Consider the following 25,997-nt stretch of genomic DNA (forward strand, 5'->3'; position numbering starts at 1 on the left):
GTGGGCGGCTAACGATGGGCGGTACGCCTTTCAAGCGGAAGCAGAAGCAGGCGGCATTCATTGAATGAACCAGGCGAAAGCCATCGAGGTCCCGCAACATGCGCAACTTTCTCACCAACAACCGGGAAGAGCTGGTTTCACGGTGCAAGTCGAAGGTTGCACTGAGGCCCCGGCGGGCCGCCACCGAACATCAGCTGGCGAACGGCATTCCGTTGTTCCTCGAGCAACTGATAAGAACCCTTGCGGCCGAAGAAGACGACAAACCTGCCGAGAGCGTCAGGATCTCGGGACCATCGGGCGGAGACTCGCTGGCGTTGTCGGAGATGGGGATGACCGCCACTGCACATGGCAAGGAGCTGCTGAAGCTGGGGTACACGGTCGACCAGGTCGTTCACGACTATGGCGACCTTTGCCAGGCGATCACGGACCTGGCCTTCGAGCGCAACGCCCCGTTCGCTATCGGGGAACTCCGGACGCTGAACCGGTGCCTGGACAACGCCATTGCCGACGCGGTCACCGAATTCAGCTTTCAGCGGGATACGCAAATCGCCCGTCAGCAGAGCCTGGACGCGACGGAGCGTTTCGGCTTCCTGGTTCACGAGCTGCGCAATGCTCTGGGGACGGCAACCCTTGCGATTCACGCCCTTGAACTCGGCAACATGACGGTGGGCGGAGCCACCGGGAGCGTGCTGAAGCGCAGCCTGTCTTCGATGGCCACATTGATCAGCGGGGCGCTCGCCGAAGTTCGCAGCGGCGCGCCGGAACTGCGGCAGACATTTTCCGTGGCCCTGCTCATCAAGGACGCCGAAACCGCGGCCCAACTCGTTGCAAGCGCCGCGGGTTGCGCCTTCGAGGTGTCACCCGTCGACTCCCTGCTGGCCATCCGGGGAAACCGGGAGCTGCTGCTTGCTGCATTGGCGAACCTGCTGCAGAACGCATTCAAGTTCACGCACCCGCACACCGACATCGCCTTGAAGGCCTATGAGCTTGGCGAGCACGTCCTGATCGAAGTCGAAGATCACTGCGGAGGGCTGCCGCCGGGAATCGCCGCCAAGATGTTCGCCCCCTTCAACCAGCACAGTCATGACCGGTCGGGCCTGGGCCTGGGGCTTTCCATCGCCCGCCAGAGCGTCGAGGCGGACTTCGGCACATTGACCGTGCGGGACGTGCCCGGCACCGGTTGCGTCTTCACGATCTCACTGCCGCGCCACTCGCTCCAGTGACCGTCGGTGCCGCCGGAGGTACGGCGCGCATCCGCTACATCAGGGGAAATCCCTAGACGCCCGTCCGCAACCCGCTCGGGCAGCCCCTCCACGAGCGAAACGCGTCGCGCATCGCCTCTTCAATGCCCCTCTGTCCCTGGCCCGTTACTTGCAAACTCGATCAAAAATGACAGAAAATTTTCTTATCTGACTTATATTTGTAAACTGGTTTTCAAAAAACGCACACTTTCGGGCACGTTGCACCCTTCATGAGCATCCTCGTCGACACCCCAGGCACCACCGTGGCCCAGCGCATTGCGCAGGCGCTGCCGCGGCTGTCGCGCTCGCACCGGCAGGTGGCCGACTACGTGCTGGAGCACCCGCTGCAGGTCGCCACGCTGCCCATCGACGAGCTCGCCGCCGCGGTGGGGGTGTCGGTCGCCACGGCCAACCGTTTTGCGCGCGCGCTGGAGTTCGATGGCTACGCCACCTTCCGTGCGGAACTGGTGCGCGGCTTCGAGCCGCTGGTGGCGCCGGTGGAACGCATGCGAGGCAACCTGGAGCGCCCGAGCACCGTGTCCGAGGTGTTCGCCACCGCGCTCGACGAGAGTCGCCGCAACATCGAAGCCACGCGCCAGACGCTGGACTACGCCGCCTGCGAAGCCGCGGTGGAGCGCATCGGCAAGGCGCGCTCGATCTACATCGGCGGCTTCGGCGCCAGCGCATGGCTCGCCGGCCTGCTGCAGCACGGGCTGGACGGCAGCTGCAACGACGTGCGCCTGCTCTCGGGCGTGAGCGGCGTCACGCACGCCGCGCGCACGCTGATGCACGCGGGGCCGAAGGACGTGTTCATCGGCCTGACTTTTCCGCGTTACCTGACGGACACCATTTCGCTCGCGCAGATCGCGCGCAGCCAGGGCTGCTCGGTGATCGCGCTGACCGACCGCCCCAGCTCGCCGCTGGCACCGCTGGCCGACGTGGCGCTCTATTGCCAGACCGAAACCAGCTACCGCCCGAACTGCGAGACCAGCGTGCTCGCGCTGATCGAGGCGCTGACCAGCGCGGTGTCGCTGCGCGCGCCCGACCCCGTGCAGTCGGCCGGCCGCATCCTGCAGGCAGTGCGGCCCTGGCTGCACGGTGCCAACGGCCTGCCGCGCATCAACGGCACAGGCAACGGTGCTGCCGCTCTGCCCCATACATCCGATGCCCCTGCCCCCAGCGGCGCCGGCAGCAAGAAGAAGAAAGCTTCCCGATGACCCAGACTCATGTGCCCGTGATCGCCATCCACGGCGGCGCCGGCACCATCAGCGCCGCCACGACCAGCGCCGAACAGGCGCAGGCCTATCACGACGCGCTGAAAAGCATCGTGGCCGCCGCTCAGGCAGCGCTGCTCAAGGGCGCATCCGCGCTCGACGCCGCCTGCCTCGCAGTCGAGATGCTCGAAGACTGCCCGCTCTTCAACGCGGGCCACGGCGCAGTGTTCACGCACGACGAAACCCATGAGCTCGACGCCGCCGTGATGGACGGCGCCACGCTCGCCGCCGGCGCCATTGCCGGCGTGTGCCATGTCCGCCGCCCGGTGCGCGCCGCGCGCGCCGTGCTCGAAGACGGCGCCCACGTGCTGCTGGCCGGCGCGGGCGCCGAGTCCTTTGCACGCGAACGCGGACTGGAGATGGTCGAGCCCTCGTTCTTCTCCACCGAGGCGCGCCGCCAGCAGCTCTACCGCGTGCGCGACACCGGCCGCGTGGTGGTCGACCACGAAGGCGCGTCGATGGCGGCAGCAACGCCGCCGCTCGACGAAGACAAGAAGTTCGGCACCGTCGGCGCGGTTGCGCTCGACATGCACGGCCACCTGGCCGCCGCCACCTCCACCGGCGGCATGACCAACAAGCGCGTCGGCCGCGTCGGCGATTCGCCGCTGATCGGCGCCGGCACTTATGCCGACGACCGCACGGCCGCCGTGTCGTGCACCGGCAGCGGTGAGATGTTCATCCGCGTGGCGGCTGCGTACGACGTGTGCGCCCGCATGGCCTACGGCGGCGCCACGCTCGAAGCCGCCACGCACGCGGTGGTGCAGCAGTCGCTGCCGGCCATCGGCGGCACCGGTGGGCTGATCGCCGTCGACCGCCACGGCAATCTGAGCCTCGCCTTCAACACCGAAGGCATGTACCGCGGTCACGCGCGCGGCGACGAAGCGCCCCATACGGCCATCTTCGCCTGACAACGCATCGCCGCACGCCCCATTTTTCTTCGCACTCCCATGTCCACCCCTGCCCTCGCCCTGCCGGACGGCCGCGTTCTCGCCGTCGACGACCTCACCGTTCGCTTCTCGACTTCCGAGCGCACGGTCGATGCCGTGAAGAAGCTGTCCTTCCACGTCGACCATGGCGAAACGCTTGCGGTGGTGGGCGAATCGGGTTCGGGCAAGTCGGTGACCTCGCTCGCGCTGATGCGGCTCGTGGAGCACGGCGGTGGCCGCATCCTCGGCGGGAGCATGGCGTTCCGCCGCCGCAACGGCGAAGTGCTCGACCTCGCGCAGGCACGCGACAGCGCAATGCGCAACATCCGCGGCGCGGACATCGCGATGATCTTCCAGGAGCCGATGACATCGCTGAACCCGGTGTTCACTGCCGGCGAGCAGATCTCCGAGGCCATCCGCATCCACCAGGGCAAGAGCGACTCGGCCGCGCGCGCCGAAGCGCTGCGCATGCTGGAGCTGGTGCGCATTCCCGAAGCGCGCAACGTGCTCGACCGCTTTCCGCATCAACTCTCGGGCGGCATGCGCCAGCGGGTGATGATCGCTATGGCGCTGTCGTGCAAGCCTCAGCTGCTGATTGCCGACGAGCCAACCACCGCGCTCGACGTGACCATCCAGGCGCAGATCCTCCAGCTCATCCGCGAGCTGCAGAAGGAGATGCACATGGGCGTGCTCTTCATCACGCACGACATGGGCGTGGTCGCCGAGATTGCCGACCGCGTGCTCGTGATGTACCGCGGCGACAAGGTGGAAGCAGGCAGCTCCGACACCGTGTTCGCGGCGCCGCAGCACCCCTACACCCGCGCACTGCTGTCGGCCGTGCCCAAGCTGGGCGCCATGCAGGGCACCGACCTGCCGGCCAAGTTCGAATTGCTGCGCACCGAGGCCAGTGCCGACGCCCAGCCCGTCGAAGCGCCCACGCAGCAAGACACGGTGCGCCAGGACACCGGCCCCATTCTTCGCGTACGCGACCTCGTCACGCGCTTCGACGTGCGCAGCGGCCTCTTCGGCCGCGTGAAGCGCCGCGTGCATGCGGTGGAAAAGATCAGCTTCGACCTGTACCCCGGCGAAACGCTGGCGCTGGTCGGCGAATCGGGCTGCGGCAAGTCGACCACCGGCCGCTCGCTGCTGCGCCTGGTCGAAAGCCAGAGCGGCGCCATCGAGTTCGGCGGCAAGAACATCCGCGAGCTGCCCACGCGCGAGCTGCAGGCGCTGCGCCGGAACATCCAGTTCATCTTTCAGGATCCGTTCGCCTCGCTCGATCCGCGCGTGACGGTGGGCTTCTCGATCATGGAGCCGCTGCTCATCCACAACATCGCCAAGGGCGCCGAGGCGCAGCAGCGCGTCGACTGGCTGCTGCAGAAGGTCGGCCTGCCGCCCGAGGTGGCGCAGCGCTATCCGCACGAGTTCTCGGGCGGCCAGCGGCAGCGCATTGCCATTGCGCGTGCACTGGCGCTCAACCCGAAGGTTGTGGTGGCCGATGAATCAGTGTCGGCGCTCGACGTGTCCATTCAGGCGCAGATCGTCAACCTGATGCTCGACCTGCAACGTGAGCTGGGCGTGGCCTTCTTGTTCATCTCGCACGACATGGCAGTGGTCGAGCGCATCAGCCACCGCGTGGCCGTGATGTACCTGGGCCAGATCGTAGAGATCGGCCCACGCCGCGCGGTGTTCGAAGCGCCGCAGCACGCCTACACCCGCAAGCTGATGGCAGCTGTGCCAGTGGCCGACCCGTCGCGCCGCCACAAGCCGCGCGCGCTGCTCGAAGGCGAGATTCCCAGCCCCATCCGCGCGGTGGGCGACGAGCCCGACGTGCCGCCGCTGGTGCAGGTTGCGCCCGGGCATTTCGTTGCACGGCACGCCATTGGCGGCGCTTTCTGATCCTTTCCGATCGATCAACCTATTTTTTCAACCCGCAGGCCCTCCTGCTTTTTTCCACGAACCGACTGGAGTTCTTCCATGACGCAATCTTCTTCCTCCCTGCGATGGGCTTCCGCACTGCTGGGCCTGGCCGCGCTGGCCGCTTCGGGCACGGCACTGGCCGCGAAAGACGTGGTGCTCTCGATCGGCTATCAGCCGGAAACGCTGGACCCGTACAACACCAACACCACCATCACCACGGCAGTGACCAAGACCTTCTATGAAGGCCTGTTCCAGTTCGACAAGGACCTGAAGGTGCAGAACGTGCTCGCCGAGAGCTACGACGTGTCGAAGGACGGCCTGGTCTACACCATCAAGCTGCGCACCGGCGTGAAGTTCCACGACGGCACCGACTTCAACGCCGAGGCCGTGAAGTTCACGCTCGACCGCGTGCTGAACCAGGACAACAAGCTGCTGCGCTACAACCAGTTCAACCGCGTGGGCAAGGTCGAGGCGCTGAACCCGACGACCGTGCGCATCACGCTGAAGGAGCCCTTCGGCCCCTTCATCAACTCGCTGGCCCACGCCTCGGCCGCCATGATTTCGCCCACCGCACTGAAGAAGTGGGGCAACAAGGACATCGCCTTCCACCCCGTGGGCACGGGCCCCTTCGAATTCGTCGAGTGGAAGCAGACCGAAGCCGTCAAGGCCAAGAAGTTCGACGGCTACTGGAAAAAGGGCTACCCGAAGATCGACACGGTCTCGTGGAAGCCGGTGCTCGAGAACAACACGCGCGCCGCGATGCTGCAGACCGGCGAAGCCGACTTCGCGTATCCCATTCCCTATGAGCAGGCCGACCTGCTGAAAAAGAGCGACAAGCTCGAAGTTGTGGCCACGCCGTCGATCATCACGCGCTTCCTGGCATTCAACATGCTGCAGAAGCCCTACGACAACGCCAAGGTGCGCGAAGCCATCGGCTACGCCATCAACAAGGAAGCGCTGGCCAAGGTCGCATTCGGCGGCTACGCCTTCCCCGCGCAGGGCATCGTGCCGCAGGGCGTGAAGTACGCCGAGAAGATGGCTCCCATTCCCTACGACCTGAAGAAGGCCAAGGAGCTGATGAAGGAAGCCGGCTACCCCGACGGCTTCGAGTCGGTGCTGTGGAGCGCCTACAACAACACGACCAGCCAGAAGACGATCCAGTTCGTGCAGCAGCAGCTCGCGCAGATCGGCATCAAGCTGCAGGTGCAGGCGCTCGAAGTGGGCCAGCGCACCGAGCAGGTGGATGCATGGCCCGATCCGAAGACGGCGAAGGTTCGCATGTACTACACGGGCTGGTCTTCGTCGACCGGTGAAGCCGACTGGGGCCTGCGTCCGCTGTTCGCCTCGGAAGCCTGGGCGCCCAAGCTGAACAACATGTCGTTCTACAAGAGCGAGGTGGTCGACAACGCGCTGGCCAAGGCGCTGGTGACGGTCGATGAAAAAGAACGGACCGCGCTCTACAAGACCGCTCAGGACGAGATCCGCAAGGACCTGCCGCGCGTGCCGATGGTCACGGAGCAGAACCTGTCGGCGCATGCCAAGCGCCTCTCCGGCGTGTTCGTGATGCCCGACGGCAACATCAACATCGACGCAATCTCCGTAGCGAACTAAGCCTCGCCCCCTCACCTGTCAGGGTGAGGGGTTGACCGCCTGCACCCCATGCTGAATTACTTTCTCAAACGACTGTTGGGCCTGATCCCCACGCTGCTCATCGTGGCAGTGCTGGTGTTCCTGTTCGTCCACATGCTGCCCGGCGACCCGGCGCGCCTTGCCGCCGGCCAGGAGGCCGACGAGCAGACCGTGGCCATGGTGCGCGCGGAGCTCGGGCTCGACAAGCCGCTGCCGCAGCAGTTCGTGAGCTTCTTCACCCACATGCTGCAAGGCGACTTCGGCACTTCCATTCGCACGCGGCGGCCGGTGTCGGTGGAAATCGGCGAGCGCTTCTTCCCGACGGTGATGCTGACCATCACCAGCATGGTGTGGGCAGTGATCTTCGGCATGGGCATCGGCATTGTTTCGGCGGTGTACCGCAACAAATGGCCCGACCGGCTGGGCATGACGCTCGCCGTGTCGGGCATCTCTTTTCCCGCATTTGCACTCGGCATGCTGCTGATGCAAATCTTCTCGGTCCAGCTCGGCTGGCTGCCCACGGTGGGGGCCAGCAGCTGGAAACACTACATCCTGCCCTCGATCACGCTGGGCGCGGCCGTGGCGGCCGTGATGGCGCGCTTCACGCGGGCCTCGTTCGTCGAGGTGATCCAGGAAGACTTCGTGCGCACCGCGCGCGCGAAGGGCGTGCGCGAATCCAGCGTGGTGTTCAAGCACACGCTGCGCAATGCGCTGATTCCGGTGGTCACCATGATGGGCCTGCAGTTCGGCTTCCTGCTGGGCGGCTCCATCCTCGTGGAGGCGGTGTTCAACTGGCCCGGCCTCGGCCGCCTGCTGGTCGATGCCGTGCAGATGCGCGACTACCCCGTCATCCAGACGCTGGTGCTGCTGTTCTCGCTCGAATTCATTCTGATCAACCTGGTGGTGGATGTGCTGTACGGCTACATCAACCCGACCATTCGCTACAAGTGAGCAAGCAGCCATGACGCAAGCTTCCGGCGTGCCTGCCGAAACCCTCATTCCAACGACACCTGTCGCGGCCGTCCAGATCGCGGGCAAGGTCCGCACGCCCTGGGGCGAATGCTGGCGCCGCTTCAAGAAGCAGCCGGTGGGCATCGTCGCCGCGCTCTTCGTGTTGCTGCTGGTGTTCGTCGCTGTGTTCGCGCCGTGGATCGTGCCCTTCGACGCGGAGAACTTCTTCGACTACGACATGCTGAACACCGGGCCTTCGGCCACGCACTGGTTCGGCGTCGATCCGCTGGGCCGCGACATCTTCAGCCGCATCCTGATGGGTGCGCGCATCTCGCTGATGGCGGGCTTTCTCTCGGTGCTGGTGGGCGGCTTCGTGGGCACGGCCTTCGGCCTGCTGGCGGGCTACTACGAAGGCTGGTGGGACCGCATCGTGATGCGCGTCTCGGACGTGCTGTTCGCCTTTCCCGGCATCCTGCTGGCGCTGGGCGTGGTCGCCATCCTGGGCAGCAGCATGACCAACGTGGTGGTGGCAGTGTCGGTGTTCAGCGTGCCGGCGTTCGCGCGCCTCGTGCGCGGCAACACGCTGGTCCTGAAGCAGCAGACCTACATCGAAGCGGAGCGCAGCATCGGCGCTTCAGACTGGACCATCATCGTGCGGCACATCCTGCCGGGCACCATTTCGTCGATCGTGGTGTATTTCTCGATGCGCGTGGGCACCTCGATCATCACGGCCGCCAGCCTGTCGTTCCTGGGCATGGGCGCGCAGCCGCCTACGCCCGAATGGGGCGCGATGCTCAGCGAAGCCCGCGCCGACATGGTGACCTCGCCGCACGTGGCGCTGTTCCCCAGCCTGGCCATCTTCTTCACCGTGCTCGCCTTCAACCTGCTGGGCGACGCACTGCGCGACGCGCTCGATCCGAAGATCGACCGCCAGTAATTTCCGTTCTTCTTCATGTCTTCCAGCAAGCAGCAAGCCTCTCTCCCCTTCATCGGCAACCTGCTCCAGGGCGAACGCAACGCCATCACCGACGTCGCGGGCGTCACCGTAGGCCACCAGACGCTCAGCGATGGCCCCGTGCAGACAGGCGTGACGGTGATTCGCCCTCACGCCGGCGACCCGTTCCGCGACAAGGTGCCGGCCGCTGCAGTAGTGCTCAACGGCTTCGGCAAGAGCGTGGGCCTGGTGCAGGTGGCTGAACTCGGCGTGCTCGAAACGCCGATTGCGCTGACCAACACGTTTTCGGTCGGCACCGTGGCCACGGCGCAGATCCGCCATTGCGTAGCCGACAACCCCGAGAGCGGACGCACGCTGCCCACGGTCAACCCGCTGGTGTTCGAGTGCAACGATGGTTTTCTCAACGACATCCAGCGCATGGCCGTGACCGAGGCCGACTACCTGCAGGCGCTGGCTGATGCCGGCGTCGACCTTGCGCAGGGCTCGGTCGGCGCGGGGCGCGGCATGTCGAGCTTCCAGCTCAAGGGCGGCATCGGTAGCGCATCACGGCGGGTGTCGGCGCGCGAAGGCGGCTGCCATACCGTAGGCGCGCTGGTGCTGGCGAACTACGGACGCCAGCCGCAACTGGTGCTGGCCGGGCATTCGGTGGGCGACCGGCTGGCGAAGCTGCAGGCCGCGCGCAGCCTGCCGGCGGTGGACGAAGCCGAGAAGGGTTCGATCATCATCATCGTCGCCACTGACGCGCCGCTCGACGCTCGCCAGTTGCGCCGCCTGGCGCTGCGCGCAGGTGCCGGGCTGGCCCGCACGGGCTCGGTCTTCGGGCACGGCAGCGGCGACATCGTGCTGGCCTTTTCCACCGCCTACACCGTGCCCGACCGCGTCGAGCGGCCGATGCCGGCCGTAGCGATGCTGCACGACGGGCTGCTCGACGGGCTGTTCCAGGCCGCGGCAGACAGCACCGAGCAGGCGATCATCCATGCCCTGTGGCGCGCAACGCCCGTGACCGGTCGCGACGGCAACCACCGCGCCGCACTGGGCGACGTGCTGCCCGCCTCCGCCCTTCTTTCTACCCACGCCTGACTGCGAGCCGCTCCATGAAAGTCCTGATCTCCACAGACATCGAAGGCGTCGCCGGCGTCTATCACTCCGAGCAGGTGCGCCCGGGCAACCCCGAGTTCGAGCGCGCGCGCCTGCTGATGACGCAGGAAGCCAACGCAGCGATTGCCGGCGCCTTCGACGCAGGCGCCACCGAGGTGTTGGTGAACGACTCGCACGGCGGCTTTCGCAACATGCCGCCCGATGTGCTCGATGCGCGCGCCCGCGTCGTGCAGGGCAAGCCGCGCTACCTGAGCATGGTGGCGGGCGTGGAAGAAGGCGTGGACGCCGTCTGCATGGTCGGCTACCACTCGCGCGCGCAGGGGCGCGGCATCCTGGCGCACACGATCAACAGCTTTGCGTTTGCCGGCATCACGCTCGGCGGGCAGGAACTGGGCGAGGCCGGGCTCTATGGCGCGCTGGCCGGCGAATACGGCGCGCCCGTGGTGATGGGCAGCGGCGACGACGTGTTCATCGCCGAGAACCGCCCGCTCTTTCCGCACGCGACATTCGTCGAGACCAAGAAGGCGACGGGCTGCACCAGCGGCATTTCGCTGTCGCCCGAGCAGTCGCGCCGCGCGATTCGTGCGGGGGTGGAAGAAGCGCTGGCCGCGCGTTCGAACGCGAAACCGCTCGTTTTCAAGGGGCCGCAGACCGTGACGCTGCGCACCCAGTCAACCGCGCTGGCCGACCTGTTCTGCCAGTGGCCGGCCTTCGAGCGCGTCGACGGCGTCACGCTGCGCTTCACCGCCGATACGGTAGAAGCGGCGGTGCGCATGCTGAACTGCTGCTCGGCAATGTCTTCGATGCTGCGCTGAGGCGCCAGCCCCTCTTCAGGCCTGCATGGCGAAGCGGATGGCCGCGCGGCCAGGAACCCGCTCGCCCATCCGGGCCTTGTCCGGTTCCTAGAATTCCCGGGTCCGGCAACTTTTTTCCGGCCATCTCGCCTTATCCGGAATAAGCATCAAACCGTCCCACAACCCGCATGGATGCTGGCGAATAAGCTTATCCGCATAAAGCGCGAACCAAAAAATAGTTTGTTTCCATAAGGCCGGCTTTCAGAATCTCGGCTTCTTGCTGGGGCGCTGGACGCACCGCACTTCAAGACACACGCACGCACGATGTACCAATACACAGAATTCGATCGCCAGTTCGTCCACCAGCGGGCTGCCCAATTCCGCGACCAGCTGGAGCGCTGGCAAAAGGGCAAGCTCGCCGAAGACGAGTTCCGCCCCCTGCGGCTGCAAAACGGCTGGTACGTGCAGCGCTACGCGCCGATGCTGCGCGTGGCCGTGCCTTACGGCGAACTCTCGAGCCGCCAGATCCGCGTGCTGGCCCGCATCGCCCGCGAATATGACGAGCCCGAAGCCGAGGTCTACAAGAAGGCCATCGAGACGCAGGGCCTGCTTGGCAGCCACAAGCTCCCGACCCACTACGCCCACTTCTCGACGCGCCAGAACGTCCAGTACAACTGGATTCCGCTCGCCAAGTCGGCCGACGTGATGGACCTGCTGGCTTCGGTCGACATGCACGGCATTCAGACCAGCGGCAATTGCATCCGCAACATCACGAGCGATGAGCGCGCCGGCATTGCCGTCGACGAAATCGCCGATCCGCGCCCGTTCGCGGAAATCATGCGCCAGTGGAGCACGCTGCACCCCGAGTTCGCGTTCTTGCCGCGCAAGTTCAAGATTGCCATTACCGGCGCCACTGAAGACCGTGCCGCCACCGGCTGGCACGACGTGGGCCTGCACGTGGTGAAGAACGAAGCGGGCGAAATCGGTTTTCGCGTGCAGGTGGGCGGCGGCATGGGCCGCACCCCCATCATCGGCACTGTGCTGCGCGAGTTCCTGCCGTGGCAGCAGATCATGAATTACCTCGAAGCGGTGATCCGGGTCTACAACCGCTATGGCCGCCGCGACAACATCTACAAGGCGCGCATCAAGATTCTGGTGAAGGCCGAAGGCCAGCGCTACATCGACGACGTCGACGCCGAATACAAGCAGATCCTCGAGCATGACGGTGCGCCGCACACCATCACGCAGGAAGAGTACGACCGCGTGGCCGCCTCCTTCGTGCCGCCGACGCTCGCCACCCGCGTGCTGCAAAGCGCCGAGAAGACCGACGCCGAGCTGCGCGCCCACGCCGCAGACGACGTGCAGTTTGCCCGCTGGCTCGCCCGCAACGTGGCGCCGCACAAGAACCCTGCGCTGCGCGCCGTCACGCTGTCGTTCAAGCGCCTGAAGCAGGCGCCCGGCGACGCATCGGCCGACCAGCTCGACACGCTCGCCCAACTGGCCGACCGCTTCTCGGCCGGCGAGGCCCGCGTGACGCACGACCAGAACGTGGTGCTGCCCTGGGTGCATGCCGAAGACCTGCACGCGCTGTGGCTCGCCGCCCGCGCCGCCGGCCTCGCCAGCGCCAACGTGCACCTGCTGACGGACATGATCGCCTGCCCCGGCGGCGACTTCTGCGCGCTGGCCAATGCGCGCTCCATTCCCATCGCCGAAGCCATCACCGAGCGTTATCAAGACCTCGACGAGCTCGACGACCTGGGCGAGATCGACCTGCACATCAGCGGCTGCATCAACTCGTGCGGCCACCACCACAGCGGCCACATCGGCATCCTGGGCGTCGACAAGGACGGCAAGGAGTGGTACCAGGTCACCCTCGGCGGCTCCGACGGCTCCGAGCTCAGCGGCGCGCCGCAGGCCGGCAAGGCTGTCGGCCCCTCGTTCTCGGCGGCCGAAGTGCCGGGCGTGATCGAGGCCGTGCTCACCACCTACCGCGACACCCGCGAAAGCGGCGAGAACTTCATCGACACGCTGCGCCGCGTAGGCCCGGACCCGTTCAAGGCCGCCGCCAACGGTGCACGCTTCAAGGTGGAGGAAGCAGCATGAACAAGAAACTCAACATCCTCTCGGCAGAAGAACACATCGACGACGGCGATCCGAAGGTTCTGCAACTGGCCAACGACGCCGACCCGCTCGCCATCGAGGTGTGCCTGGCCGACATCGAGCGCATCGACCTGAACTTTCCGAAGTTCACCGACGGCCGCGCCTACAGCCAGGCCTTCCTGCTGCGCCGCCGCCTGGGCTTCCAGGGCGACATCCGCGCCACGGGCGACGTGCTGATCGACCAGCTGGTGCAGATGGAACGCACCGGCTTCTCCAGCGCCGTGCTCAAGGAAGGCGTGGACGCCTCCGACGCGCAGCGCCAGTTCGACCGCTTCGCCGCCTTCTACCAGGGCGACGCGGTGCAGACCGCGCCGCACTTCGCGGCCGGCAACTGAGAGCGAATGGGAACCTTCGACATGAGCATTGCCACGGACATCGACTTCGCACGCATCAACACCGAACTCGGCCGCAACGCCGAGGGCCTGGTGGACTGGGCGATCGGCCTGGGCCAGCCCGCGATCATCACCACCAACTTCCGCCCTTTCGAGGCGGTGATCCTGCACATGGTCACGCGCGCAAAGCGCGATGTTCCCGTGATCTGGATGGACAACGGCTACAACACCGAGGCCACCTACCGTTTTGCCGACGAGGTGACGAAGCAACTGGGCCTGGACCTGCACATCTACCTGCCGCGCCGCTCGCGTGCGCATCGCGAAGCGGTCGAGGGCCCGACCCCGGCGCTCGACGATCCGCGCCATGCCGCCTTTACTGAAGAAGTGAAGCTGGAGCCCTTTGCCCGCGCGCTGCGCGAGACGGCACCGAAGGTCTGGTTCACCGCACTTCGGGCCACCGACACGGCCGTGCGCGCGCAGATGGACCCGGTCAGCGTCAATCCGGACGGCCTGATCAAGGTCGCCCCGCTGCTGCACTGGTCGTCCAAGGATCTTCACGAGTACTGTGTGAAACACGGCCTGCCGAACAACTTCGACTACGTGGACCCGACCAAGGGCGAAGACAACCGCGAGTGCGGATTGCATCTCGCGCACTGAGAGCCAACGGCTCACCGATCCTCTGCATCCAGCACCCCATCCGATGAACGCCCGTACCGAAACCGAACTGCTGCTCTCACCAGCGCACCTCTCCAACACGCACCTCGATGCGCTGGAAGAAGAAACCATCTTCATCCTGCGCGAGGTCGCGGCCGCCTTCGAGCGCCCCACCCTGCTGTTTTCGGGCGGGAAAGATTCGCTGGTGCTGCTGAAGTGCGCGGAAAAGGCCTTCGGCGTGGGCCGCATTCCCTACCCGCTGCTGATGATCGACACCGGCCACAACTTCCCTGAAGTGACGGCCTACCGCGACCAGCGCGCGAAGGAACTGGGCGCCGAGCTGATCGTGCGCAGCGTCGAAGATTCGATGAAGCGCGGCACCGTGCGCCTGGCCCATCCGGGCGAGTCGCGCAATGCGCACCAGTCGGTGACGCTGCTCGAAGCGATCGAAGAATTCCGCTTCGACGCGCTGATCGGCGGCGCCCGCCGCGACGAGGAAAAGGCCCGCGCCAAGGAGCGCATCTTTTCGCACCGCGACAGCTTCGGCCAATGGCAGCCCAAGGACCAGCGCCCCGAGCTGTGGACGCTGTTCAACACCCGCCTTGCGCCGGGCGAGCACTTCCGCGTGTTCCCGATCTCGAACTGGACCGAACTCGACGTGTGGCAATACATCGAGCGCGAGCATGTCGGCCTGCCGTCGATCTACTACACGCACAAGCGCGAAGTGGTGGAACGCCGCGGCCTGCTGGTGCCGGTGACCGAGCTCACCCCCCCGCGCGACGGCGAAACGGTGCAGGTGCGCGACGTGCGCTTTCGCACCGTGGGCGACATCACGACCACCTGCCCGGTCGAGAGCCTCGCGGCCGACGCGGGCGACGTGGTGCTGGAGACGCTGTCGGTCGACGTCAGCGAACGCGGCGCCACGCGCATGGACGACATGACGTCCGAAGCATCCATGGAAAAACGCAAGAAAGACGGTTACTTCTGATGAGCGCGACGACGACTGCTACCCCTGTGAACACCGACGTCCACGGCGACACCGGCACCGCGCTGCGCTTCATCACCTGCGGCTCGGTCGACGACGGCAAGAGCACGCTCATCGGCCGCCTGCTGGTCGACAGCAAGACCGTGCTGCAAGACCAGCTGGCCGGCGTGCAGCGCGGCGGCGAAACCGACCTCGCCCTGCTGACCGACGGCCTCTCGGCCGAGCGCGAGCAAGGCATCACGATCGACGTGGCCTACCGCTACTTCTCGACCGCCAAGCGCAAGTTCATCATCGGCGACGCACCGGGCCACGAGCAGTACACGCGCAACATGGTCACGGCCGCCTCGGCCGCCGACGCTGCCGTGGTGCTGGTCGACGCAACCAAGCTGGCCTGGGCCGCCGAGGTCGAAGACGGCACCGTGGTCAAGCGCGAGCTGCTCCCGCAGACGCGCCGCCACACGCTGCTGTGCCATCTGCTGCGCGTGCAGTCGATCGTGTTCGCGGTGAACAAGCTCGACGCCATCGACGACGCCGGACTGGCATTCGAACGCATCTCGACAGCGCTGAACGCGTTTGCAGAAGCGGCCGGCGTGCAGGTGGCGGGCATCGTGCCGATCTCGGCGCTCAAGGGCTGGAACGTGGCCACGCGCCATGCCGACTGGGTCGGCTACGAAGGCCCGAGCCTGCTCGAGCTGCTCGAGGAGCTGCCCGTCACGGCGCAGGACGAGGACGTGCCCTTCGCCTTTCCGGTGCAGTGGGTCGAGAAGTTCTCTTCTTCCGCCGACACCTCGCAGGGCCGCCGCGTGTTCTGGGGCCGCGTCGCCTCGGGCCACGTGGAACTCGGCCAACGCGTGACCGTGCTGCCGAGCAACCAGACCGCCACGGTCGCGCAGGTGCTGAGCCATACGCGCCAGCCGAAGGCGGTGCATGCGGGCCACAGCGCCGGCATCGTGCTCGACCGCGAGGTCGACGTGTCGCGCGGCGACTGGCTGCTGGCGCCCGGCGCCTTCGAGCCGGTGCGCGAGATCACCGCCACCGTGGCCTGGCTCGACGACGAGCCGCTGGTCGCGGGCCGCGTGTACTGGGCGCTGCAGGGCCACCGCTGGGTCAAGGCCAAGGTGGCGCGCATCGTCGATCGCGTGAACATCACGACGCTCGAATCGGAGCCGGCAACGCAGCTGGAAGCCAATGCCATCGGCGACGTGGTGCTGGCATTGCAGCAGCCGCTGGCCGTGCTTCCCTTCACGCAATCGCGTGCGTTGGGCTCCCTGGTGCTGGTCGATACGGCCTCCCACAAGACCGCCGCTGCCGTGCTTGTGCAGCCCGCCGCCGCAAAGGCCTAAAATCTCGGGTTTCCCCCGATCTCACACTGACGTTAAAAGACAAATGACTCACGTCGTCTCCGAAGCCTGCATCCGTTGCAAATACACCGACTGCGTGGACGTTTGCCCCGTCGACTGCTTCCGCGAAGGTCCCAACATGTTGGTGATCGACCCGGACGAATGCATCGACTGCGCAGTCTGCATCCCCGAATGCCCGGTCAACGCGATCTACGCCGAGGAAGACCTGCCGGCCAACCAGATCGCCTTCATCAAGATCAACGCCGAGCTGGCCCTGGCCGACGGCTGGAAGAGCATCACCAAGCGCAAGCCCGCCCTGCCTGACGCCGAAGAGTGGAAAGACAAGACGGACAAGATCGGGGAGCTGGTGCGCTGAGCACCTTGGTTACCCCCATCGAAACCGACGCCCTGATCGTCGGTGCCGGCCCCGTTGGGCTGTTCCAGGCCTTCCAGCTGGGACTGCTCGAAATCTCCTGTCATATCGTCGATGCACTGCCCGCCGCGGGCGGCCAGTGCGTGGCGCTGTATGGCGACAAGCCGATCTACGACATTCCCGGCACGCCGATGACCAGCGGGCGCGGTCTGGCGCAGTCGCTGTTGCAGCAGGTGGCGCCGTTCAAGCCGCAGTTTCATTTCGGCGAGCAGGTTGCTACGCTGGCCCGCCAGGCTGACGACCGGTTGCTGCTGACGACTTCGGTCGGCACCGCCTTCCTGGCGAAGACGGTGTTCATCGCGGCCGGCGTCGGGGCCTTCGTGCCCAAGCGCATTGCCGTCGAAGGCATTGCGCAGTTCGAAGGCAGTTCGCTCTTCTATCACCCCGATTCGCCGGACCGCTTCGCCGGGCAGACAGTGGTGGTGAATGGCGGCGACGACATCGCGCTCGAAACCGCCATTGCGCTCACGGCCACGGCCAAGCAGGTCACGCTGGTGCATAGGCGCGACGGCTTCCAGGCTGACGAGGCCAATATCTCAGCTATGCGCGCCCTCGTGGCCGCGGGCAAGCTGGCCTTCAAGGTCGGCCAGCCCACTGCCTTCGACGGCAAGCAACTGCAGATCACCACGCCTGACGCCACCACGGTCGATCTGCCGCTCGACGCGCTGATCGCCTGCCTGGGCATCTCGCCGCGCCTCGGCCCCATCGCCGACTGGGGCCTGGAGTTGGAGCGCAAACAGGTGCCTGTCGACACCGAGAAATACGAAACCCGCGAGCGTGGCGTATTTGCGGTGGGCGACATCAACACCTACCCGGGCAAGAAGAAGCTCATCGTCTGCGGCTTCCACGAGGCCACGCTGGCCGCCTGGGGCGCCACGGCCATCGTGTTCCCAGGCAAGGCCGTGCCGCTGCAGTACACGACCACCAGCACGCGGCTGCACGAGCTGCTGGGCGTTTCCGGCTCCCGTTAACGCGCGCCGGGCAGCAGCGCCCGGTATTCGCCGATGAAACTGCCGATGGCGGCGACGTAGCGGTCGATATCCGCATCCGCCAATGGCAGCGACAGCACGACGAAGCCGCGCGGCGAGGTGTAGATGCCCTCGCTCAGCAGGTGGAAAAAAAGCAGCTGGCGCAGGTGCCCATCGACTGGTGCCAGATCGTCGACGCTGCGCACCTCGCCGCCCACGAAATGCGCGTTCATCAGCGAGCCCAGCCCGGTGAACTGCATCGCAACGCCCTCTTTCACGCACAGCGCATTGAGCCTCGCTCGCATCGCCTCGCCCCGCTCCGCCAGCGCGCCGGCCGCCTCGGGCGTGAACAGCTTGGTGAGGCCTGCATAACCGGCGGCCATCGTCAGCACGTTGTTGTTGAAGGTGCCCGAGTGGGCCAGCGACCCGGTGCGCGGGTCGAACAGCGCCATCACGTCGGCACGCCCCCCGAAAGCGCCGAAGGACATGCCGCCGCCGATGTACTTGCCCAGTGTGGTGAGGTCTGACCGAATGCCCAGCTTGTTCGCCAGCCCGTGCGGCGCCAGGCGCGAGGTCATCACCTCGTCGAAAACCAGCAGCGCGCCGACGCGCGTGGCCGATTCGCGCAGCGCCTGCAGGAAGTCGAGGCTCCCCGGAATGCAGCCGCTCGCCCCCTGCATCGGCTCGACCAGAACGGCGGCGATCTCGGCGCCGTGCCTTTCGATCTGCTCGCGCGCCGTCTGCGCATCGTTGTAGGGCAGCACCAGGAAATCGAACGGCACCGTCGTCGGCAGCGGCTTTGCGCCGAAACCCAGCACGCCACCGTGGTAGCCGCCCGCAAACACCACGATCTTGCGACGCCCCGTGAAGTGCAGCGCGGCAGTCAGCGCCATCAGGTTCGCCTCGGTGCCCGAGTTGGTGAAGCGCAACTGCTCGATCTGCGGAAAACGCTCGCAGATAAGCCTTGCCAGCCGGCCTTCGAGCAGGTTGTGGCCCGTGAGGTTGATGCCGCTTTGCATCGCCTCGGTGACGGCTTCACGGATCTCGGGTGCGGTGTGGCCGTAGACGCCGGCCGTGTACTCGGCGATGAAGTCGGCATAGCGGTGGCCGTCGGCATCCCACAGCGCAGCCCCCTCTCCCTTGGCAATGGTCAGCGGAAACGGCGCGTAGAACAGCACCGAACGGCTGTTGGCGCCAGGCATGTAGCGCGCCTGCTCCTCGAACTGATGGCGGCTGGTGGGGTTGCTCTCGGTGAAGCGCTGGTATGCGCCGGCAAGAGCCTGGTCGATGGCGGCATGGGTCATGGCGGATGTCCTTCGGGTGGTGATGCGATCGTCGTTTGCGGCGCAGTTTATTGATCAGTGCTCAATTAATATTGTTTATACAGTCAACCCGGCTGCCGCACAATGGCCGCAACCATGACGAAGAAATCGCCTCCCAAGCCCCGTACGGCCGGCCGCCCCGCCGGCGGTGGCGGCCTGACGAAACAACGCATCGCCGAAGTCGCGCTGGCGCAGATCGACGAATTCGGCCTGGGCGCCTTCAGCATGCGCGAGGTCGCGGCGCGGCTCGATGTCTATCCGGCCACCGTGCACTGGCACGTGAGCACGCGCGAGGCACTGCTGGCCGAAGTGGCCGCCGCCGTCATGGCCGAAGTCACGCCGCCGCCCGGCAAGCTCGACTGGCAGGCATGGATCACCGAACTGTTCCGCCGCTGCCGCACCGCGGTGCGGCGCCACCCGAACGTGGCGCAGCTGCTGGGCGCGCAGCTGGTGTCGAACGGCAGCCTGCCGATCGAGCTGGTCGAGGGCGTGCTGGCGGCGCTGACCGAAGCCGGCTTCGAGGGCGAGCCCCTGCTGGAGGCCTACAACTGCGTGGTCGCGGCGATGCTGGGCTTCCTGACGATGGAGTTCTCGCCCCTGCCCGTGGACAACACCCAGGCCTGGGCCGAGGAGCTGCGCGAGCGCGTGCACACGATTCGCCCACTCGACCACCCGGTGCTCACGCGCAACCTGGCGCAACTGGCCAACAAAGCCTTCATCCTGCGTTGGGACAACGGCACCACCGTGCCGCTCGACAGCAGCTTCGAGCGGCACATCCAGATCACCATCGACGGGCTGGAGGCGTTCGCGCGCAAGGTCAGGGCTGCGTAGGCCCAAACAGCTCGTAGAGCACCATGCGCGCCTGCCTGCCGCGCAGCTCGGTCGTTTCCTCGATGCGGCGGGTGGCGAGCCGCCCACCCAGCCCCTCGAAGGTCGTCTGCGAGATCAGCGTGCGCGTGCCCAGTTCCTTGTTGGTGCCCTCGATGCGGCTTGCCGCATTGATCGCGTCGCCGATGGCGGTGTAAGACAGCCGGTTGCTCGACCCGAGCACGCCCGCGATCACGTGGCCGGTGTGGATGCCTACGCGCGTGCGGAACTCGTGCAGGCCTTCGCCCCGCCACTTGCCGTTGAGCACGTCCATTTCGGCATGCAGTTCGAGCGCCGCGACGCAGGCCCGGTATTCCGCATCTTCCAGGTCGGACGGCGCGCCCCACAGCACCATGATGCCGTCGCCCATGAACTTGTCGACCACGCCGCCATGCCGCGCAAAGATGCCGGCCGCCAGGTTGAAGTACTCGGTCAACTGCCTCACGAGCACGTCGGCTTCCATCGATTCGGAGATGGTGGTGAAGCCCTCCACGTCGGTGAACATCGCGGTGATGCGGCGCGGCGAGCCGCTGGGCGCGAGCGCGTGGCCCTCGGCGACGAGCTGGCGGATGATGTCCACCGGCACGAACTTGCGAAAGGCCTGCAGGCTGCGCGCCGATTCGTCCAGCGCCTGGTTCAGATGCTGGATCTCCAGAACCCGGCTCGGCTCGAGCGGCAGGTTGTCTAGCTCCAGCCGCCCGATGCGGCGCGCGACAAGCGCGAGGTTTTCGATCGGCTGGGTCACGAGCTTCGACAGCCGCAGCGAGATGAACAGCGCGATGCCGAGAAAACTCAGCGTCAGCAGCAGCGCCCAGAGCACCGAACGATGCAGGCCCCCGAGCAGCAGGTCTTCGGGCTCCCAGCTGACGAGTTGCCACCGGGTGTGCGGGATGTGCGAGGTCTGCACGAGGTATTTGCGCCCTTCATGCTCGATGGAAAAAGCCATGTCGTCGGCGCCACCCGCCTTGCCCGCGGCAAGCATGTGCGCATGCAAGGCACCAAGCACGCCGGTGTCTGGCGACTCCAGTTCGCGCACCGGGTCGGGGTGGTCGCTGCGCGCGATCACGTGATGGTCGGCGCTCAGCAAGGCGCTCTCGCCGGTCCCCAGCGCGCCGAAGATGCGCACGAGCTTCGACAGATGCCCCAGCGACACGTTGCCGTCGATCACGAGCTGGCGTGTGTGCCCCTCGTCGTCGACACGTGCGCTGGGCAATGAATGGCCGATTGCAAGCTCCTGTGAGTCGCTCATCAGGAAAGGCTGGGTCCACACGGGTCCATGCGCCTTCATGGCCTCCCGGTACCAGGTGCGCTTCTCGGGGTCGAAGTCGCTGCGATAGGCCGTGATGGCCGTCGTAGCAAAGCGCTGCTTCGCGTCGCCGCCCTCGGCGTCGGGCGAGCGCTTGTACTGCCAGGTTTCGGTGCTGAAGTCGGGGCCGCGCAACACCTGCCGGATGGCCGGGGTCGGGTAGCGCACAGCCATCAAGACGTGGCCGTCGTCGGTGGCCACGTTGATGCTGTCGAGCTCGGGGGTCTGCTCGAGCATGGTCCAGAGCATCTCGGCGGTCTGTTCGCCATCCTCGCCGGTGGCGTGCACGCTGGGAGAGTCGGCAATCGATCGGATGACTCCCTCGGTCTTGGCGAGGAAGGCGAGCACGTTGTCCTCGACCCGGTCATGGTTGATCTTGTGCGAGGCCGTGCCCACCCTGGACACCAGCTTCTCGGCGGCCCAGTAGCCGAATGCCACCAGCAGCAGCGACTGCAACAGCGCGACGGCGCAGATGATGGTGCCTACGTCGACCCTGAAGCGCCGTAAGCCGGTGCGCTGCAAGGGTGAAGGCGGTGTTTCTGCCAAGTTCGAACGCCGGGAATCATCTTTCATCTGTGAGGGGCCTGCTGTGCGTTTGTATGCACTCCCGCGGCAGCGATTCTCTCCGCGTTCGACCATGGCCCGAGGCGAATTCCCCTCGTGCCTGCTGGTCCCGACCAGACCGTGCCAACTGGTCAGCCGTAGGGAGCACCGCAAGCCGGCCAAGCGACCTGGCAGCAGCGCACAAAACGGACGATCAACTTGCAGGCTTGGGCGTGAAATCGATGAGCGCCCCAGGGATTGGTACGACGACAAGCTTCCTGTCACCGAGTATCAGCAGGCTCTTGCCCTCTGGCGTGACACGCATCCTGGGGCGATAGCACTCGTAGGCGGGGTATTCGGCAGTCTGGCAACCCGGTATGTCGGGAATGGTGAATTTCCCGACCTCGGGCAGATTCAGCTGCGTGCCGGCTTTGGCACTCGTATCGAGCACCCGGATGATCGGCAGCGCCGGAGAGCCGGGTTCAATGGCGTATTCCAGCAGGTAGGCACGGCGCCCATCCGCCGACAGTTGAGCTGCCCTCAGGCCAACTGCCGATTGGGGCACCGCGCCCACCGTACCGAATGCCCGGTCGTAAACAGCGGAACCATCCATCAGAAAGCGGTTGCCGTTGTCGCTCACGCTCGTCAGAAAGTAAAAAAAGGTCAGCCCGATCGGGTTCGTTCGGAAGACGCCGTCGTCCGCGTCCATGTAGAGCATGGATGGCGATGGCGAAACGGCGGCCGACGGGACGAGCATCAATCGCGAACCGTCTCGTGAAACCGCAAAGTACGGGCTGCCGTAGCAGCAGTAGGGCAGCGGCTCCGCAAAGGTGGAAGTACGCATGTCGAAGAATCCCACGCCATGCCAGCCGGACGCCCCCGTCGACATCCACAGCTTACCGTCCTTGGTGAAGGCGATGCTGACCTCGGCGTAGCCACCTTCATCTCCAACGCCAAGGGGGGAAAGATGGCTGCTCTTCACGCTGAAGGTGTCGAGATCGACCAGATGAACATGGTTGCTCGCGTCAGTTGCTGCCAGCACGCTGGAATCGGGTGCCAGCGCAATGTCCCGCAAACCCGGAATCGAAAGTGTCGAGCTTGTCCAGCCTGCGCCATTCGATCGGAACCGAGCGATGGCGCTCAGCCCGACTGCCGCGAAGGTGCTGGGGTACGAAGCGTAGATGTCACCGTGCTTGGCGTCGAACACCATCGTCCGGGGAATGCCATAGCTGCTGGTATCCAGCGTTGCGTAAGGCAGTGCATCCACACCGCGCATCGTCCGCTCGAACGCGGAAAGAACGTCAGCTCCTTGCACACGCAGCGCAGCGATCCCCCCCGATGAATCTGCCAACCCGGTCGTCAGCCCCTGATCTTCAGACTCAGGCTTGGCATCTTTCGCTTGAATCGCGGGGGAAGCATTGCTGGGCGACGACGGGGACTGCCCGCTGGACAACCCGACGGAACTTTCGCCACCTCCTCCGCAAGATACAAGAGTGACCAGCAGCAATGGCAGGACAGCCTTCCAGATCGGTTCTCCCATCTCGACACCCCTCATGCTTATTTGTGAAAATTCTTCTTTCCATGGAGGCCGCGCACGCAAAACCGGTTGCACCGCCTCCCATCGGCGCAGCGTATTCTGCATGAGGCTGAGGTCGAACGGCTTACTTGTTCGCTGGAGGTGTCGGATCGGTTTGCCGACCCGAGATCGGCACCTGAGCGTAACCGAATGTTATCGGCTACAGCAACTCTCCCATCTGGACGCGGCCTGATCGAAAAGATGCGTCGGCTGCTCTGGGCAGCTTCTGCGCCCCTTCGAGGCTTTCAGGCGGCGCGAGCCACGGCCGGCAGCCCATCTGCGACGTCATTGGGCTCGCCTCCGCGAACTTCCGCTTCTTGTCCGGGTTCTGCCGAACTCGCGAGCCCGCATCCTGCGTCTAGAATGGCCGTTCGCTAGGGGTGCTGGTTCGGTTTGCCGATCCGGCTGAGAAAGTCCCTTTGAACCTGATTGCGCCTTCTTTGTTCGTTTACTTGGAAGGCCCGAGGTAATCCTCGCGCAGGGAAGCTGGTCCGGTGGCCTCTCACGTTCTCTCGCGTGACGGCCGTGTCGCTCGGGCCCCGCCCACCTGCCAAACCTTTGCACTGGAGCAAATGGATGGCAAACGACAACAACAACCGCGCGACCGTCTCGAACGAGGCGCTGACGCCGCTGCCCGCGTCCCAACGCGTGTTCGGCTGGCACGACCATGCCTCGCTCTGGTTCAGCCTCGGCGTGGGCCTGCTGGTGATGCAGATCGGCGCCTACCTGGTGCCGGCCGTGGGCACGCGCGATGCAGTCATTGCCATCGTGCTCGGCTCCTGCGTCGGCGCCGGCCTGCTGGCCTGGACCGCGCGACTGGGCTGCGAGAGCGGCCTGGCGAGCGCCGGCCTGATGCACGCCACCTACGGAAGCGCCTTCGCGCGGCTGCCGGTGCTGCTCAACATCGTGCAGCTGGTGGGCTGGACCACCTTCGAGCTGGTCATCATGCGGGAAGGCACGCAGGCCATCGGCCAATCGGTGGTCGGCCCCTCGCTGGGCACTGCCTGGGGCGGTGTGCTGACCACGCTGCTGTGGGGCGCGGTGCTGCTGGCGCTGCTCGCGGGTTCGATGGTCAAGCTGGTGCGGCGCTTCGTGAGCCGCTTCGGCCTGCCGCTGGTGGTGCTGTCGCTGATCTGGCTCACATGGCAATTCGCGACGCGGCTTCAGGCCAAGGGCCTGGACGCCTTTTGGGCGCGCCCGGGCGACGGCACGATGGGCATGTTCAGCGCGCTCGACCTCGTGATTGCGATGCCGGTGTCTTGGCTGCCGCTGGTGGCCGACTACGCGCGACATGGCAAACGTAATGCCGGAGGGCTGGGCAGCGCGTTCAGCGGCACCTGGATCGGCTATGCGCTGGCGAACATCTGGTGCTACGCATTGGGCGTGATGGTGGTGAGCGTGGCCGAGCCCGGCGTGAGCCTCGTCACCGCGCTGCTGCTGGCGCAAGGCGGACTGGTGGCGCTGGGCCTGATCCTGATCGACGAACTCGACAACGCGTACGGCGATGTCTATTCGGGCTCGGTCTCCACGCACAGCCTGCTGCCGCGATGGAGCGTGAAGCGCTGGGGCCTGCTGCTGGCCGCGCTGTGCATCGCACTGGCGCTGGTGCTGCCGATGCACACGCTGGAGCCTTTCCTGCTGCTTCTGAGCTCGGTGTTCGTGCCCCTGTACGGCGTGATCATCGGGCGGCTGGGTAGCGGCCAGTCGGTATCACTGGCCGGTACGCGCCAGATCGACTTCGGCGCGGCGCTGATCTGGATCGCGGGCATCGCGGCGTACCACGCGCTGGCCAAGTGGGCGCCGCAGTTCGGCTCTGCCCTGCCGACGCTGGCGGCGACCTTCGTGCTGGCCTGGCTCAGCCGGCCGAAGCTGACAACGGCAGGCGGTGCGTCGGCACTGGCGCAAAGCCGTGGTTGAGGGGGCCATGACCCGCGCCGATCTTCACATCCGCACCGGCAGCCATCGCGCCGAGGATGTAGGTGCGTGCCCGTTCGACCGCCTCGGGCAGCGCCGCACCCAACGCAAGGTGCGCGGCAATGGCGGACGACAGCGTGCATCCCGTGCCGTGCAGGTTGCGGCTGGCAATGCGCCGGGAAGCCAGGCGCCTGCGCTCACCGCCGGATTGCAGCAGCACGTCGACCACCTCATCGCCCGGCAGATGGCCGCCCTTGAGCAGCACGGCCTTCGCGCCGAGCGCGAGCAACTCGCTTGCCGCGTCATCGAGCGCATCGACGCCATCGATGGCATGGCCGATCAGCAAGGCCGCCTCGTCGAGATTGGGCGTGACGACCACGGCGCGCGGGAACAGTTCGCGCACCAGCACCTGCACCGTCTCGGCGGCGATCAGGCGGTCGCCGCTGGTGGCGACCATCACGGGGTCGAGCACCACGTTCTTCAACTGGTAGCGGTCGATGGCCCAGGCCACCACATCCACCACCTCTGGCGCATGCAGCATGCCGAGCTTGACGGCATCGACGCCAATGTCTTCCACCACGGCCTGGATCTGCGCCTTGAGGAAATCGGGCGGCACACCGTGGATGCCCGATACGCCGAGCGTGTTCTGCGCAGTGAGCGCGGTGATGGCCGTCATGCCGTAGCAGCCGAGGGCCGCGAAAGTCTTGAGATCGGCCTGGATGCCGGCGCCGCCGCCGCTGTCGGAGCCGGCGATGGAAAGCACGCGTGCGTAGCGCTGGGTGGGTCCTTGGGTCATGCCGAAAATTATC

General features: G+C 66.1%; 22 protein-coding genes. 18 read left to right on the top strand and 4 right to left on the bottom strand.

Features of this window, described 5'->3' with window-relative positions:
* Positions 1–98: 98 nt before the first annotated feature.
* The 16 genes from BMW87_RS05530 to BMW87_RS05605 all read left to right on the top strand — a co-directional run bounded on the left by BMW87_RS05530 (position 99) and on the right by BMW87_RS05605 (position 17,663).
* Positions 99–1,223, top strand: a complete 1,125-nt coding sequence (locus tag BMW87_RS05530) for a sensor histidine kinase (RefSeq protein WP_093074801.1) — start codon at positions 99–101, stop codon at positions 1,221–1,223.
* Between the two features lie 248 nt (positions 1,224–1,471).
* Positions 1,472–2,458 carry a MurR/RpiR family transcriptional regulator gene (locus tag BMW87_RS05535; protein WP_093074803.1) on the top strand — a complete coding sequence of 329 codons (987 nt, stop codon included), beginning with the start codon at positions 1,472–1,474 and terminating at the stop codon, positions 2,456–2,458.
* Positions 2,455–3,423: an isoaspartyl peptidase/L-asparaginase family protein gene (locus BMW87_RS05540; RefSeq protein ID WP_093074806.1), complete on the top strand. Its 969-nt coding sequence runs from the start codon at positions 2,455–2,457 to the stop codon at positions 3,421–3,423. The genes BMW87_RS05535 and BMW87_RS05540 overlap by 4 nt, the downstream gene beginning before the upstream one ends.
* 39 nt (positions 3,424–3,462) lie before the next feature.
* The gene (locus tag BMW87_RS05545) at positions 3,463–5,340 is read left to right on the top strand and encodes a dipeptide ABC transporter ATP-binding protein (protein WP_093074809.1); all 1,878 of its coding nucleotides are present in this window, start codon (positions 3,463–3,465) and stop codon (positions 5,338–5,340) included.
* 78 nt (positions 5,341–5,418) lie between these two features.
* Positions 5,419–6,972, top strand: a complete 1,554-nt coding sequence (gene gsiB / locus BMW87_RS05550; protein WP_093054515.1) for a glutathione ABC transporter substrate-binding protein GsiB — start codon at positions 5,419–5,421, stop codon at positions 6,970–6,972.
* A 48-nt stretch (positions 6,973–7,020) separates the two neighbouring features.
* A complete protein-coding gene (gene gsiC / locus BMW87_RS05555) occupies positions 7,021–7,941 on the top strand; it encodes a glutathione ABC transporter permease GsiC (protein ID WP_093054513.1) in 921 nt (306 codons plus the stop codon).
* 10 nt (positions 7,942–7,951) lie between these two features.
* Complete coding sequence (gsiD, locus tag BMW87_RS05560; protein ID WP_093054511.1) at positions 7,952–8,878, top strand: glutathione ABC transporter permease GsiD; 927 nt, start codon at positions 7,952–7,954, stop codon at positions 8,876–8,878.
* A 15-nt stretch (positions 8,879–8,893) separates the two neighbouring features.
* Entirely contained in the window at positions 8,894–9,976 is a 1,083-nt protein-coding gene (locus BMW87_RS05565; RefSeq protein ID WP_093074812.1) for a P1 family peptidase, read from the top strand.
* A gap of 14 nt (positions 9,977–9,990) precedes the next feature.
* Complete coding sequence (locus BMW87_RS05570) at positions 9,991–10,809, top strand: M55 family metallopeptidase (protein ID WP_093054507.1); 819 nt, start codon at positions 9,991–9,993, stop codon at positions 10,807–10,809.
* A gap of 303 nt (positions 10,810–11,112) precedes the next feature.
* On the top strand, positions 11,113–12,891 hold the full coding sequence (locus tag BMW87_RS05575; RefSeq protein WP_093054505.1) for a nitrite/sulfite reductase: 1,779 nt from the start codon (positions 11,113–11,115) through the stop codon (positions 12,889–12,891).
* Positions 12,888–13,283 carry a DUF934 domain-containing protein gene (locus BMW87_RS05580; RefSeq protein ID WP_093054503.1) on the top strand — a complete coding sequence of 132 codons (396 nt, stop codon included), beginning with the start codon at positions 12,888–12,890 and terminating at the stop codon, positions 13,281–13,283. Before BMW87_RS05575 ends, BMW87_RS05580 begins: the two co-directional genes overlap by 4 nt.
* Positions 13,284–13,304: 21 nt before the next feature.
* A complete protein-coding gene (locus tag BMW87_RS05585; protein WP_093075243.1) occupies positions 13,305–13,937 on the top strand; it encodes a phosphoadenosine phosphosulfate reductase domain-containing protein in 633 nt (210 codons plus the stop codon).
* A gap of 43 nt (positions 13,938–13,980) precedes the next feature.
* Positions 13,981–14,922 (top strand): sulfate adenylyltransferase subunit CysD, encoded by a 942-nt coding sequence (cysD, locus tag BMW87_RS05590; protein WP_093054501.1) that lies wholly within the window; start codon positions 13,981–13,983, stop codon positions 14,920–14,922.
* Entirely contained in the window at positions 14,922–16,262 is a 1,341-nt protein-coding gene (locus tag BMW87_RS05595) for a sulfate adenylyltransferase subunit 1 (protein ID WP_093074815.1), read from the top strand. Before cysD ends, BMW87_RS05595 begins: the two co-directional genes overlap by 1 nt.
* Positions 16,263–16,305: 43 nt before the next feature.
* A complete protein-coding gene (gene fdxA / locus BMW87_RS05600; RefSeq protein WP_056599092.1) occupies positions 16,306–16,635 on the top strand; it encodes a ferredoxin FdxA in 330 nt (109 codons plus the stop codon).
* Positions 16,593–17,663 carry an NAD(P)/FAD-dependent oxidoreductase gene (locus BMW87_RS05605; protein ID WP_093074817.1) on the top strand — a complete coding sequence of 357 codons (1,071 nt, stop codon included), beginning with the start codon at positions 16,593–16,595 and terminating at the stop codon, positions 17,661–17,663. Before fdxA ends, BMW87_RS05605 begins: the two co-directional genes overlap by 43 nt.
* Here BMW87_RS05605 and BMW87_RS05610 read toward each other — a convergent pair.
* Positions 17,660–18,964 (bottom strand): aspartate aminotransferase family protein, encoded by a 1,305-nt coding sequence (locus tag BMW87_RS05610; RefSeq protein ID WP_093074819.1) that lies wholly within the window; start codon positions 18,962–18,964, stop codon positions 17,660–17,662. The two genes, BMW87_RS05605 and BMW87_RS05610, sit on opposite strands and share 4 nt — an antisense overlap.
* 114 nt (positions 18,965–19,078) lie before the next feature.
* Here BMW87_RS05610 and BMW87_RS05615 point away from each other — a divergent pair, with 114 nt between their 5' ends.
* Complete coding sequence (locus tag BMW87_RS05615; RefSeq protein ID WP_093075246.1) at positions 19,079–19,813, top strand: TetR/AcrR family transcriptional regulator C-terminal domain-containing protein; 735 nt, start codon at positions 19,079–19,081, stop codon at positions 19,811–19,813.
* Here the strand turns inward: BMW87_RS05615 and BMW87_RS05620 are convergent.
* Together BMW87_RS05620 and BMW87_RS05625 are read right to left on the bottom strand one after the other, a co-directional pair.
* Positions 19,800–21,677, bottom strand: a complete 1,878-nt coding sequence (locus tag BMW87_RS05620) for an adenylate/guanylate cyclase domain-containing protein (protein ID WP_256216667.1) — start codon at positions 21,675–21,677, stop codon at positions 19,800–19,802. The genes BMW87_RS05615 and BMW87_RS05620 overlap by 14 nt on opposite strands.
* 235 nt (positions 21,678–21,912) lie before the next feature.
* Positions 21,913–23,340 carry an NHL repeat-containing protein gene (locus BMW87_RS05625; RefSeq protein ID WP_143062562.1) on the bottom strand — a complete coding sequence of 476 codons (1,428 nt, stop codon included), beginning with the start codon at positions 23,338–23,340 and terminating at the stop codon, positions 21,913–21,915.
* Positions 23,341–23,850: 510 nt separating this feature from the next.
* Between BMW87_RS05625 and BMW87_RS05630 the strand changes: the two genes are divergently transcribed.
* The gene (locus BMW87_RS05630; RefSeq protein ID WP_093074827.1) at positions 23,851–25,191 is read left to right on the top strand and encodes a purine-cytosine permease family protein; all 1,341 of its coding nucleotides are present in this window, start codon (positions 23,851–23,853) and stop codon (positions 25,189–25,191) included.
* On the opposite strand, the gene thiD is transcribed toward BMW87_RS05630, so the two are convergent.
* Positions 25,130–25,984, bottom strand: coding sequence for a bifunctional hydroxymethylpyrimidine kinase/phosphomethylpyrimidine kinase (gene thiD / locus BMW87_RS05635; protein ID WP_093075248.1), 855 nt, complete (start codon positions 25,982–25,984; stop codon positions 25,130–25,132). The two genes, BMW87_RS05630 and thiD, sit on opposite strands and share 62 nt — an antisense overlap.
* Positions 25,985–25,997 lie beyond the last annotated feature (13 nt).

It is taken from the genome of Variovorax sp. OV084, assembly GCF_900111625.1.
Taxonomy (GTDB): Bacteria; Pseudomonadota; Gammaproteobacteria; order Burkholderiales; family Burkholderiaceae_C; genus Variovorax.